At 42.3% G+C, this 13959-nt stretch carries 9 protein-coding genes; 3 read left to right on the forward strand and 6 right to left on the reverse strand.

All coding sequences use genetic code 11. The features are described 5' to 3' along the window. Window position 1 precedes the first annotated feature (1 nt). Complete coding sequence (locus DP120_RS12240; RefSeq protein WP_112223957.1) at window positions 2-664, reverse strand: tetratricopeptide repeat protein; 663 nt, start codon at window positions 662-664, stop codon at window positions 2-4. 418 nt (window positions 665-1082) lie between these two features. Here DP120_RS12240 and DP120_RS12245 point away from each other — a divergent pair, with 418 nt between their 5' ends. Then, the gene (locus DP120_RS12245) at window positions 1083-1463 is read left to right on the forward strand and encodes a hypothetical protein (protein WP_112223958.1); all 381 of its coding nucleotides are present in this window, start codon (window positions 1083-1085) and stop codon (window positions 1461-1463) included. A 321-nt stretch (window positions 1464-1784) separates the two neighbouring features. Here the strand turns inward: DP120_RS12245 and DP120_RS12250 are convergent, their stop codons facing one another. From DP120_RS12250 to DP120_RS12260, 4 genes are all read right to left on the reverse strand, one after another. Further along, window positions 1785-2198 carry a DUF4304 domain-containing protein gene (locus tag DP120_RS12250; RefSeq protein ID WP_112223959.1) on the reverse strand — a complete coding sequence of 138 codons (414 nt, stop codon included), beginning with the start codon at window positions 2196-2198 and terminating at the stop codon, window positions 1785-1787. A 116-nt stretch (window positions 2199-2314) separates the two neighbouring features. After that, complete coding sequence (locus DP120_RS18835; RefSeq protein WP_420812439.1) at window positions 2315-2491, reverse strand: DUF6366 family protein; 177 nt, start codon at window positions 2489-2491, stop codon at window positions 2315-2317. A gap of 98 nt (window positions 2492-2589) precedes the next feature. Further along, entirely contained in the window at window positions 2590-3036 is a 447-nt protein-coding gene (locus DP120_RS12255) for a hypothetical protein (RefSeq protein WP_165843790.1), read from the reverse strand. A 385-nt stretch (window positions 3037-3421) separates the two neighbouring features. After that, window positions 3422-3787, reverse strand: coding sequence for a DUF805 domain-containing protein (locus DP120_RS12260; RefSeq protein WP_112223961.1), 366 nt, complete (start codon window positions 3785-3787; stop codon window positions 3422-3424). A 574-nt stretch (window positions 3788-4361) separates the two neighbouring features. Here DP120_RS12260 and DP120_RS12265 point away from each other — a divergent pair. Both DP120_RS12265 and DP120_RS12270 read left to right on the forward strand, forming a co-directional pair. Next, entirely contained in the window at window positions 4362-11150 is a 6789-nt protein-coding gene (locus DP120_RS12265; RefSeq protein ID WP_112223962.1) for a DNRLRE domain-containing protein, read from the forward strand. 28 nt (window positions 11151-11178) lie between these two features. After that, window positions 11179-11661 carry a hypothetical protein gene (locus DP120_RS12270; RefSeq protein ID WP_112223963.1) on the forward strand — a complete coding sequence of 161 codons (483 nt, stop codon included), beginning with the start codon at window positions 11179-11181 and terminating at the stop codon, window positions 11659-11661. A gap of 1065 nt (window positions 11662-12726) precedes the next feature. Here DP120_RS12270 and DP120_RS12275 read toward each other — a convergent pair. Beyond that, complete coding sequence (locus DP120_RS12275; RefSeq protein WP_112223964.1) at window positions 12727-13425, reverse strand: LuxR C-terminal-related transcriptional regulator; 699 nt, start codon at window positions 13423-13425, stop codon at window positions 12727-12729. Window positions 13426-13959 lie beyond the last annotated feature (534 nt).

The following is a 13959-nucleotide window of genomic DNA, read 5'->3' on the forward strand; positions in this document are numbered from 1 at the left end:
TCTATACTTCCCCCTCTTTCGATACCGCATCTCCATGAAGTTCCAATAAACGTTGAATTTCCTCTACAGCAACACGATCTTCAGCTTCTTTAAACGCTGAGAGGGCTTTTTGGAAAGCATTTTCTGCTTCATTAAAGTTAGATGTCGCTACTCCTAATTCCCCCATCCCTCTATACGCACAGCCTTGGGCGACCAAACTTTCTGCCAAGACCGCATATTCCAGCGATTGATTCAATAGGATGGTTGCTTCCGTGTACTTCTTCTCTTTGATGGCGATGGAACCCCGTTCATAAAAATTAGCAGCAAAGCCAACATAGAAGTCGGGGAAATGACGAGTCCAAATTTCACCTTCAGCAGTAAAAAAGTCTGTGGCCCGTTGATAGTTTCCCGCCATTCGCTCGACCATTCCCAGTTGATGCAGAGCCATTGCTTCTTCTTTCAGGTTGGATTCTCTCTTAGAGATCTCCAGCAGTTCCTGATAGTAGGCAGCGGCTTTTCCAAACTGCCCTTGAAAGCTTTTGACATAGCCAAGTCCATTTAAAGCCGCCTTATAGGACGTTGAGGTTTTATCGGGTATGCTCCTCAAACATGAAAGATAGATCTCTTCGGCTTCCTGAAATTCTCCTTTATCGAAAAGATCAAATGCCACATTCAGTTCCTGCATCTGCTTCACTCCAATCCTTGAAACCGGCCTATTCTTTGTTCAGTTCATGTTTTTATCCAAAAACAAGGGATATTACTTACATAGATTCGAGACATTACTAAATATTTCCTTTATTGATTAAGAAATTAGTTGTTTATAAAGCTTTCGTAAAAGTACACTTTCATAGACAAAAAAAGAAGAGACTCATGCTTGAGCCCCTTTTCTCCCGATAAGTGATCATATGTAAACTACATTAAAATTCAAAAAAACTCGAAATCCTTGTATATAATATGAAGTAATTTATATTATTCCCATTTTGTGACAGAGGTGTTAAAGTTGGTATATATCATAAGTTTTCAGAATACTGCATATAAAAGGTGTAATTTGTAAGAGCTAATAAAATGAAATTAGAAAGGATGATACTATCAAGTATATAACTTTGACTTTATTAATAGGAATATTACTATCGGGGTGTAGGGCGAATTTAACAGATGAAACCCATTCACTCCACGGGACTTCCTCTTCCTGGGAGGCTGATTTACAAATTACATTTACTGAAGATCCTAATGAGAGATTTATTGAAGGAAACTTAGAATTCTTAGACGATACCATTCCTCATAAAGTAAATTATTACATATCTTATCCACAAGGAGGAAGTTATGGTAATTCGAGAGGTAAAGATATTAAAATAACAGCGGTCGGGGGTTCCCGAGATAGAACAATAAACGATATTGAAGAATTTGCAGAGAACATTACTTTAGAAGTGGAATGGGAAAATGGACGTGGTGAAGAATTTCAAGAAAGTATCGCTTTGGATTAGTCTTTTCAACAATCTGTCTAAATAGTCTTAAAAATAAATTAGAACAAGCAGGTCAAGAATTCAAATGTGAATTTTTTATTCCTGCTTGTTCTATTTAGATTGATCTCAAGTAATGCAATTAGCTGCTGTTAATATACGATATTCAAACTGTGTCCTCGATAATGCCAACTTTAAAGCCTGTTGGAATAGCTTTCGTATGTATCCTTTTTTCTAATAAATTCACTTTCTCTTGTAGTTCTTCTAACTTCTTTAGGATAGGGGTTCTGAATGTAACTTAATTACCATTAAGTTACATTCACTTCCTTCTTAAAAGGTTGCATTTTACTTCCACCAATTTGGATAAGACTCCCACCACTCTTCTGCCTCTTTCATAGATTCTTTGATCTGTAGAGCAACTTCATTCGTGGTATCTTCATTGAATTCGAACATGACCTTATCATGACCACCTAATCGGTGACGATGCCAACCATAAGAGGGATTTCCAATATTATAAACTTTCATCTTATTTGGTGGACGAAATTCTCCAGAAATACTTGTGAATCCTTCTGGAGGGCATTTTGAAATTTCGATATATACGACGCCTCCCCACAAACTAAATTGGAACATTAATAAATCAGCACGTTCTTCCGTTTTTCGATAAAAGTGCGGAAATGATCCTTTGAATCCTTTTTCTCTTAATGCAGGAATGACTACATTTTTTAACGAAACTATCATCGCCTCTCTTTCCAAAGACAAACAAATGCACCTCCAATACAACTCTAATGAGAATCCAAGGAGAATCTACATGAATGTAACTTAATTCACAATAAGTTACATTCACCACCGGATATAAACTCTTTCTAATTTCAGCCTTATCTGGAGTTGAAGTAAAGAATAATAATACATATCAAAATCAAGATAACGGAAGCGAAACAACCAATATTGCCTAAACTGCTGAAATTTCCAGTAAAAGTATTATTAATAGAATCAGAAAAGTTGGCCATAGGATTCTTTTTATATTCTTTACTTTCCCATTTTCCCTTGATGATAGCTCACCTCTATTCTATAATTTTGTATCAATTTTTTAGAGGATTTGAATGTAACTTAACTGCACTTTTGTTACATTCAAAATATGTATTTGCTTCTTTCAGAATCGGTTCAATAACCTTTTAAGGGCTTCTTCCATTTCCTTTTCCAGATTGTCGTAAGCTGCTTGATAAAGTGTGCCCGTACCGTGCCAATAGCCGCCGAAGTAATACCACAACGGCATGTCGATGTCTTCGTATCGATTGTCATCCTCGAAGTTGTCGTATTCCACCGCCATAAACGAACAATATTCCTTCTCAAAGACATGGTCGCTTGATATCCCTTCCACTTCATCCCCGTCAATAGTGCGCTCCAAACACACTCTCAGGTGCTTGCGATTTTTCTTTTCAAATTCCTTCGTATATTGCTCTTGCAACGTTTTTGCCAGTTCTGCTGCATATGCTTCGACTTCCTGGAATGCTCTTTTCAACTCCTCATCAAAGGCTGTGTCGGGAATCCCGACATAGGCGTTATGAGAAGAAGGCGGTTTGGATTTAAAAAATTTCAAAAAACATTTCACGCCACTCCCTCCTCCATATTCATTCGCTTCCCAGGCAAGTTGTTCCTTGATTTTATTGGTTAATTCGACTAATTTCCCTTTTCTCCTTTTTCAAGACCTTCATCTATTTTTTAACCACTCACAGAAGTGTATGTCTGCGAACATACAGGCGAGCAGTTGATTTTCCTTCACATGAATTTTTACAAGTCCATTCCCTTTATTCAATGAAAAACCTTCATTTGATGAGGGTTGTTTAACTTCTTTTAAAAGGGAGAACAGAAAAAATTTGAACGCTAAAAAGAGGACAGATTAACTGCCCCCTTCGTCCGTCTGTGACTATATCGTTTTGCATGCAGAGAAACCGGTAATTGCTGTCCCCGTACTTTGCCTCTGACTACACTGCCGCCTTCGGATTGGCACCGAAACGATTGATGCCCGATTCGCTGTCTTGAACGGTAAAGACCAATAAGACGATCCAGCCAATGACCGGAATCAACGAAATCAGTATCCACCAGCCGCTTTTACCTGTATCATGCAAACGCCGGAACGTAACCGAAAGACTCGGAATGATAAGAAGAAGAGAGAATAAAGTGCTTAATATGCCAACGTCTTCAGCTATTTCCAATCCAGCGAATGCATCAACCATCGTTAGTACAAGGCTGAACAAAGCTGCAATCAACATGAACATCCAATATTCTTTCCGTCGTGAACGATCGGAAAAGTTGAATGCTTTTTTCAGTACTGTGACAAACCATTTCATTTGGTAGCGCCTCCTTTCCTTCTGGATATAAAACTAAAATTAGTATAGCTTCATAAATTCATTATGTATAGCCAATATTTGTATTTATTTGTTAGGTCATTATATCTATTTTACTAAAAATCTATTTAACACCAGATCTATAGTACCTGCTAGAAACGTTTTTTAATCTCGCTCTGAACAAGCTACGAAACCGCACCGCTGTTTCTTTTCTCGCCTTTCTTAATACTGAATATTTTTTCTGAGTGATTTCAAAAAGAGCAAGCGGCATTCTCGATTCTTACTAATACACTGAACTATTTAAGCACATAGTTTTTTTAGAAAGTCAGAGTTCGATCGAATCAAACTAGAACAACGAAAGAAGTTTAAAAGAAACTGGAAGGACAGAATGAGAAAATGCTCATAAAAGTCCTTTAAATTGGAAAATAAGTATTTGTTACTATATTTTCTCCCCCTCTTTTGACATATTATTAGCAAGATTGTTTCACTTTCAGAAAAATTAAACAAGATAAACAGAGGAAGCGAGGACTAAGTGAAACGGCTCAATAATGAACTAACTTAGCAAAGGAGAAGGAATATGAAGAACGCAACAAAGTTATTGGTCATTTTACTTAGTATCCTCTTAATTTTCACCAGCCTGCCTTGGCAGCAGATGGCGCAGGCAGAAGGAAACGAACTGGCCGAGTACGAAGAACGGCTCGGCCTGAATGGTCCCGACAATCCGTACACCATCGAAATGGAAGATCCTGAAGCCGACGTGGCCCCAGTCACTTATACGAATGGGGATGAACCTGTCTATCCGGAGGAAGGGGAAATGGTCGAAGAACGGACCGAAAACTCCAAGGTTTTCAGCAACGGTGACGGCACGTTCACCGAGGAAATCTACCCGGAACCCATCCACAATGAAGATGCGGCGGGCGACTGGCAGGACATCTCCACGGATCTGAAAGAAGACACAAAGGAAGAGAAAATTTCCGGTGAAAATACGAAGCTGGAAGTGGTATTCCCTTCTGTGGTCGACGATACATACGTCACGATTCAAAACGACGGAAATACACTGAAATATGAGCTGCTTTCTGCAGAAGGTCCAGCCGGAGTGGTGCAAGCATTGCCCCCCACCATCGACTACACGGAAAACACCATTTTCCACCGGGAAATCTTTCCGGCAGTAGATCTGCGCAGCATTCTGTTTGATACCTCCTTAAAAGAAGACCTAATCCTGACGGAAGCGGCCGATTACCATACGTTCCATTACCAGGTGCACACAAGCCTGAAAGGGAAATTGAATGAAGACGGCTCCATCTCCTGGACGGAGAACGAGGAAGAGATCTTTACTACCCCGGCCCCGGTCATGTCAGACTCCAATGTCGACGAATTTTCGGGAGAAGCGGTCCGGTCGGAAGACCTGGCGTTTTCACTGGAAAAGAATGAACTGGGGTATCTGGTTACGTTGACGGCCGATCCGGAATGGCTTTCTTCTCCGGACCGGGAGTACCCGATCTACATCGACCCGACGACGAGCTTGCCGACTTCGGCCGATTCGTTCGTCTCCAGTGCCTACCCGACAGCCAACTACGATTCCTATTGGGATTCAAACGGCGGCTATTATTCATTGCGTGCCGGTTATTTTGATGCTTCTTCCGGAACGCAGTTTTCGTACCTGCAACAAAACGTAGCGCACCTGAAAGGGGCAACGATTGATTCCGCCACCTTCAGCGTCTACACGTCGCATTCCTATTATCCGACAACCGCCACCGGCTTGTGGATTGATGCGGTAAGTGCTGCGTGGTCCCCTTCCACGTTGACATGGAACAACAAACCGGCTTCGACAGCCATCACAAGCACCAATGTGTACAAAGGCCAATGGGCCAATTTCAATGTAACTTCCACGGTCCAGCAATGGGCGACGGGCACAAAAGCCAATTACGGCTTCAAGCTGCATACGAACGGAAACGGGCAGACTTACTGGAAACGATTCTATGCGTCTGAAAACAGTACAAACAAACCGTATCTGTCTGTCACGTACAGTTACCCGACACCGGCAGCACCGACGGTAAAGGCGACCAACAACAATGACGGGACAGATACAGGGTACCTGGATGTTTCATGGCCAAGTGTCCCCGGAGCGACCGATTATATTGTCTATCTCTACAATGGAGCTTCCTATCAAGGTTTCCGGACAGGGAACGCCACTTCCTGGTCAACCAAAGGTCAAAACCTCTGGCCCACAGAGGAACAGCTGTACAATGGCAAATATCAGCTCAGTTCAAACGGTCAAGGCCAGGAACTGCCGGTAGACCCTTCCGAAACCTATCAGGTTTCAGGCGGCACTTATGGAGACCGGACCCTATACTTTGTACGGGTGGCTGCCGTCTATGAAGCGGGGCGGTCAGGCATGTCCAGCGCGAATATCCCGTATATCCCGTTGTCAAAACCTACTGGTACCGTCAGCAACACCAGTATTTATCTGGATGATGCCACGGGCTACCTGTCAACCACCTGGAATCCGGTGCCGCTGGCACAAGGCTACAAGGTCTACCTGTTTAACGGGAAAACCTATGAGCAGGTGGCCGATCTGCCGGTTGATCCCACCAAACCGGACCAGGCATTGAAGTGGAGTTCCCAGGGCAAGAAACTGTGGCCGACCGCTGCCGATATCAGTGCGGGACGTTATCAGCTCCGATTGGACGGAACAGGAGTCGAGCTGGCGAAAGACCCATCCGCTGTCTACCAAGTAGGAGGATACGGAGCCAACAAGAATTACTACACCCGAGTGGTCGCCTATACGACTTCGACGCATCCGCAGTCGGTCAATTCGAATGTAGCCCGTGCACAAATGCCCGATAAGCAGGAACCACTCGGACTGGAAGCTTACTGGCCAACGCTCAGCACACCTGCCGGAACGGTCAATGCCATCAACGGGAACCTGACATTCAGTGAGACGGATGCGAGTTTGTCCGGAAGAGGACCATCGATTGAAATTGCACGGACATACAATAGTCTGAGCGACCAAGTCGGCAGTTTCGGCAAAGGCTGGCTGTTCTCTTACGATATCCGTTTGGATGAACTCAGCAACAAAGACGTGCAACTGACAGAAGAAGACGGTACGGTTCACGTTTACAAATACATTTCAGAAGGCGTGTATGCGCAGCCGCACGGGCTGTATTTGCCGATCACCAGTACAGCCACTACATTTACGCTGACCACCAAGAATCAGGATAAACTGCACTTCGAGAGAGGGACATCCGAATTTAAAGGTCGACTCCTTAAAATTGTCGATGGTGATAAATCGTCGAACGTAATTGGTCTCTCGTGGTCCTCCAACCTATTGACGATTACGGATGCAAGCGGACGTGTTACGAAAATCACGTTCACGGGATCGAACGGCTTGATTACGAAAGTTGAGGATTACGGTGGCCGTGTCTGGTCATACGCTTACACCAACGGTCAGTTGACGAGTTATATGGATCCGACAGGAGCTACGTACAGTTATACGTATGAGAATGGCTTGCTGAAGACAATCAACGACGCATTAAACAAGCAGACGGTCATGGGTTATGATGCCTCTAAACGTCTGACAAGTGTAAAAGATGCGGTTGGAAAGATTACTTCTCTGGCTTATGGATCCGGACAGGCATCGATTACGCATCCAGCGACACAGACGTATAACGGTGAGGCTTCCTCTTCCCCGGCAGCAGGTACAGCGGTTTCGTCTGTAGATACCTTGACATATACAGGCGCAGGAAATCCGGCCACACTGATTACGGATGCAGGAACCGGTAAGTTAAATCTGAAGACGACTTATACCTACTCGTTACATGAACTAATCAAAACAGTGGATCCGCGTACTGGAACTGAGACAGCCGTATACGACGGTGAAGGTAATGTCTTGGAAGTCGTCGGTGCAAACCAGGAAACGACACTTGCTTCCTATAATGAAAACAACGACGTAGTCTCCATCACGGATCCATTAAAAGAAACTTATACGACAGCTTACGATGGTGTGCTTGCTGTCACCAGCAATGATCCATCCAAAACGAGTGCTATTACGGAGTACGATGCACACGGAAATGTCATCCGCTCCTCGAAGGAACTGAGTGTTGCGTTCAATCTGCTCCAAAATGGCGGTTTCGAGGAAAACGCGACAAGCTATACCGGCTGGAAGTACAGTGCCGGCGGAGGCGATACCGGAACAATCGCGTTGACGACAAGCGGGGTGAAACAGCAGCGGGCCCTTACCATCACCCCACAGCCATCCAGTACGCTTCCAATGGGCAGCTTGTCTTCCCTGTCGGCTATCCAGACCGTACAGGCAGAAGAGTTCACGCTCTATACATTGAGCGGACTCCTGAAAACGAGTAATCTCGGCGGACGCGCCTTTTTCAATATCCGCTTTAAAGGGACAAAAACGGACGGAACATCGTACCATATTGGCTGGAAGGATAACCGCTACCATTACCTGACTGGCACCAACCCATGGACAGAACGGCAACTATCCTTCGAGACGCCTGCTGGTACGACTCATTTTGATGTTTATTTGGAAACGGATAATGGGGCGAAGGGACTTTCTGGGGGATCTGCCACATTTGATAATATCCAGCTGGAATACGGGGGAGTTTCATCCACGTATAATCCCGTTTTGAATAGTGGTTTTGAAGTGGCGAGCTCCGGTTTGCCGACTGCCTTCAACCATTGGGATGACAGCGCAGGTGCACTAAAAGGGGTGTTGGATGAAGAGGTTACATTTGATGGAACAGCCTCCGTCAAAGTGCTCCGCAAAAAGACAACAGATCCGATCTTTTTGATGAAACAGACGATTCCAGTCAATCAATTGGCAGACAAACCTGAAGCCCTTACCGTGTCTGCCCTTAGTAAGGCAGAAACTGTGCTGAATGGAACAACTGCCACCGGACAAGGCGCTTATGCGATCAAGCTTACTGCGCGCGATTACGACAATGTCGCCATGTTGTCAGTGGTCGGCTATTTTGCACTCGGTACACATGACTGGCAAAAGGCCATCGCTTCCATTAACCCGGCCAAACCGATTAAGGATATTACCATCGAGTTGTCATTCCGCGGCGAGACGACTGGTACCGTCTGGTTTGACAGCGTGCGTCTCCAGGAAGGATTGGTCGCCACTTCCAGTGCCTATGACGCTAAAGGAAATGTCCTGGAAGTCCAAACAGATGAACTGGGTTATGCAACCCGTTATAAACATGATAACTGGGGCAACCAGACATCCATAACAGACGCCAAAGGGTTCGTGACGTCCTATACGTACAACAAAGCGAACCAACTGGAAACCACTTCCCTACCGGATTCAGATGCGCAGATTTATTACACGTATGATGGAAACGGCAACAATAAAGACAAGATTGTTCGTTCCAAAACAAATCCGGCAACTATTTATGGCAAGACTAGCTATGACTATGACGATGCTGGGCAGCTTCAGACACAAACGGTTCATGCAGACGGCAAAACTTACGTCACGGACTTTGATTACAATTCCCGTGGAGAAGTCAGCTTGACGACATATCCAACAGGCAGCAAAGTATCTGTACTCTACGATTCCGCAGACCGGTCAACAGGTATGATGCACACCTTACCGGACGGAACTGTACAACAGGTATCGGCATTCAAGCTTGACGGGAACGGCAATCAAGCGGAAATCCATAATTTACTGACAGACACGAAAACGTTTCAGAAGTTTGATAGTGGAAATCGTGTAACCCGGCAGTCAAATGGCAGCAGCTTAACAACCGGTCCAGCCATCGACTGGAAATTTGATGCCAACGATAATGTCACTGAGGAGACGATTTCAAACGGAACGGTCAACTACAAACACCAGTTCAACTACAATAGTTTGAATTACAATACGGAACTGATTGATCCAAGCAACGGCAAGTACCGTTTCCAATATGATGAAACCGGAAACTTCAAAGCCTATAGTGCACCGAACGGAACGGGCGCTCTATTCGTGTACGATGATCGAAGCTTCGTGAAATCTATTGATATCGGTCACAATAATATCAATGGATTGATTAAATTCGATTATATATACGATTCAAATGGAAATCGATTAAAACAGCACATCACCCAGCAATTTGCCAAAGGCGCAACACTTACAGGAACTGCAGAGTATAATTATGATTCCATGAATCAGCTCAAGTTAGAGAGCATTCCGTTTACCGGAGAGACAATTACTTATAAGTATGATGCAGTAGGTAACCGCGAACAGAAGCAAGTGACGAAGAACGGTACAGTCACGCAGACTATCGATCATGTCTTTAACGGGCGAAATCAACTTATAGAAATCAAAAACGGAACGAGCAGCACCAATTGGCAATATGATGACAATGGCAATGTGTTGGATGATGGGAAATTCACCTATCAGTGGGATGCCGATAATCGGTTGAGGAAAGTAACTGACAAAGCGACCGCTGTACTGATAGCCGAATACTGGTATGACGCCGCTGATCGTCGCATCCGCAAGAATGCGAATGGCTCGGTTACGAATTATATATATGATGGTGATGGATTAAATGTCTTATACGAGACAAATGCAAGCAATACTATCACTGCCTATCATTCGTATAATGCGAATGGTCAACTGATGGCGCGTACGGAGGTAAACGGCTCAACAAACACACATTACTACTACCATTATAATGCCCACGGTGATGTGGTCATGGTGACAAACGGTAACGGCAGTGATAAATCTAATTTAATTGTTGCTTCGTATGTGTATGACGCTTGGGGGAATACTGTCTATCAAGAAGGTCCGTATGCAGAACAGAACCCCTATCGTTATGCAGGATATCAGTTTGATAAAGAAACTCAAAATTACTATTTAATGGCACGTTATTATAATTCAGAAGTCGGAATTTTTATTTCTAAAGATAATGATTCTGGAGAAATAGATAATATTCTAACGCAAAACGGGTATTCCTATACTGCAAATAATCCAGTAGATTTTATTGATCAAGATGGTAATAGCAGACAAAACAATAAATATAAATTAATTGGCGGTGGATCTTCAAGCGGTGGAGGCAGCACGTATAAAGGAACTATGCCCCAAGTGAGTTTTAGTAATAAATTAACTTCCCAAGGTTGGAAAACGCACATTGCCAACCGGGGATGGACAGTTTCTTCTATTCAGTACACCATGAAGTTCCCTTATGCTATTAGATCTGGTATTAACAGATACAATAATAATGCACCAACTTTTGCTTATTTTAATAAAAATGGTTCTTATGTAGTTAAAGATAGAACTACAGGTAAAATAATTCAAGTTAGCGATAAAAATAGCAAAAATTGGAAAGTGGACAAAGATATAAAGAATCCATATCTACCTAAAAGAAATTAATTCATAGAGTGAGAAAGGAGCATAAAAGATGACCTATCTTGAAAAATTAAATCATGAAAAAAATGACTATCAAAAGTTAATCAACAATCTAGTAAAAAAATATAAAATTCAATTTGTTGGTATAGGGTACTCTGAATTAATTATTCCAATTGATATAGTGGATGAATTCGTATCAGAATTAACTAAAAATAAAATTATTGTGAACTTAGTAACTTGGTGGTGTCATTGCACGGAAAAGAATGAAAAACTATATAATTGTCCACATGGGCTTGGCGGTCCAGATAGTGAATATACTAATGGTTGGTTTAGCGAGATGGGAATACAAGCTTTTGAAGTCGATGTTAATATACTTGAGAGAGCAAATAAATTACCTGAGGATAGTAAAATTAGAGATATTAACAATAGTGTATTGCACAATATTTTAAAAATTAATGAAGATGAATCATTTAGTCCCTGTTTAGTACCAGCCATTGGTTTATACGTTCCCAAGGAATGGAAAAATAACAGCTAATATCAAACCATTCTATATTTAAAGTTGCTAACAATCTCAGCAACAAGGTGTGAAAAAGAAAAGACCATTGGAAGATAGGACCCCCTTAAAGTTAGAGTTTAAGTTTATGCAGCTAATTGGCTGGCATGAGTTTGGGATTGTATCCACTCATGTCAGCCAATTTTTGTTTGACACAATCATGCTTGTAGTAAAAAATGTAACGTTTGATCCACTTCGTCGGCACATACTATGGAAAACTCGGCGCTGTTTCAACGCTTTCACCCTGGCATTGGATTGATTCCTCCGAGAGTGTTTACATCATAAACAAGTTGTATAGAAAAATTTTTCCATACACCCATGCAAATTCTACTTTCTTGAATTTCTTCCTTGTTACTTAAGTTAATATTTCCTATCAGTTGAAAATTTTTCTCTGGTTTTCTATCCAATCAATAAATTTCTAGTTCAAGCTTCGAGTATAGAAAGAATTTCGCAAATAATTTCTGCTAATTTCGGATTGCTAATTAGTGAATAAGATTTCTTATGGAAGGGAGTTGTATAGACTAAATAGGAATTTCTATATTTCTTTTAGGATAGTAAGAGCAGTCCATTTTCCGTTAGGCAGTTGTACCATATATTCATTTCCCGAGCGCCAACTGTTTTTGTTAATTAGTTATTTCCCTCCTTTTTAATGGCTAAAGATATTTCAATGCATATTGAAATATGCTATTTATTTTCTTGAATTTCTATAGACAAAAATCACTTACAATGTAAAGTTACTATTTGAACCTACCTAATTAATTTTCTTTTAATATATTGACTAATGTTGAAGGAAGCTAATTTCAAAAAATAAAGCGTTCGTAAAAGTACAATTTTACGGACGAAAGGAAGCGAAGAGGTGCTAAATTTAGCCTCTTCGCTTCCTTTCGTTTTTATAAAACTTGCGGCAGATCGCTGATAAGCAATATACTCCGTACTTTCTCGAAAAGTTGACCTTGGTTCCCTTCTTCATCGTAGACCCGTCAAACCAGCTAAAATATCAATACATTGTGTAGGTGCCCTTTAAAACTTATCTGGGTAATAATTTGTCTATTTCAGTTCAATCCAGCCCTTTTTCAAGGCTTTGACCACCGCTTGGGTGCGGTCCCTCACGCCCATTTTTCTTAAAATGGCCGCGATATGGTTTTTGACTGTCTTATCGCTAATATGCAGCAGTTCCCCCAAACGCTTATTGCTGTGCCCTTCACCCAGCAACTGAAGCACTTCGATTTCTCTCCAGCTTAAAAGATGATAAGGACTTCGGACAGCGGTTTGTTGATGGGCATTTTCACTGTTTGCTGAAGCATTTCTTTCTTGAAGCAGTGAGACGACCGTTCGCGCGATTTTTGGATGTAAGAAAAAGCCGCCTTTCATCACTGCTTTTAATGCGCTCGTGAGAGAGAATGAATCCATCTCTTTTAATAGGTAACCGGACGCACCGTTCTCGAGAACCTGCTCTAAAAGGTCAAAATCTGTGGTTGTCGTGAAAATCACCACTTTAGCATGAGGAACTTGTATAATCAGCTCTTCGAGAGCGTGCAGATCTTTTTTCCCTGGAAAATGGACTTCCGTTAAAATCAATTGGGGATAATGTTGGTTATAGAGCGGAACTAATTGATCGCTTGTGTCTCCTTCTCCCACAACTCGAAAACTTTCTTCCATTTCCAAGATACGCCGTATATCTTCACGGAACAGCGGCTGGGAATCAATGAGTACGATATCGGTCATCCGCTTACTTGTAGCTTTCATTCTTCCACCACCTTTGTGTAACCTAATAGCCTTGGCCTACGCATAACCTTTACAATACTTGCATTCCCCTTCAACCAAAACTAACGATGACCGACTCTGTTCGGTTGCGGAATCTACAATCTGAAGTGAAACAGTTCCCATATACGGGTACTACATCGGTGAACCCCTCATATCACCGGAGATCAAATGGGTTCACCTTATACTTGACCATTACCGTTCCTGATTCTCTGCGGCAACAAGCCGCATACATTCGCCTCTAGAACAAGCTGTAAACTTGAGGAAACTTCCAACTGATCCAACTCGATATTCAACTGAACATATTTCTGAGCTATAGGTGGACTGATTCCCGTCACTATAACCTTTACGCCTGCCAATGCTGAAATTCGACAAAGCGGACTCCGATAAATCAGGGTAAGAGGAATCCGTTTCAGCGCGGAGTCTGATGGCTTCTTCGGCAATTCCTCTAGCATTGTGGGGGAAATTATTATCAAATACATAGAATAAATTCGACTGTGTAGAATCTTCGAGGCTGTA

This window comes from Planococcus halotolerans, assembly GCF_003289955.1.
Lineage (GTDB): Bacteria > Bacillota > Bacilli > Bacillales_A > Planococcaceae > Planococcus > Planococcus halotolerans.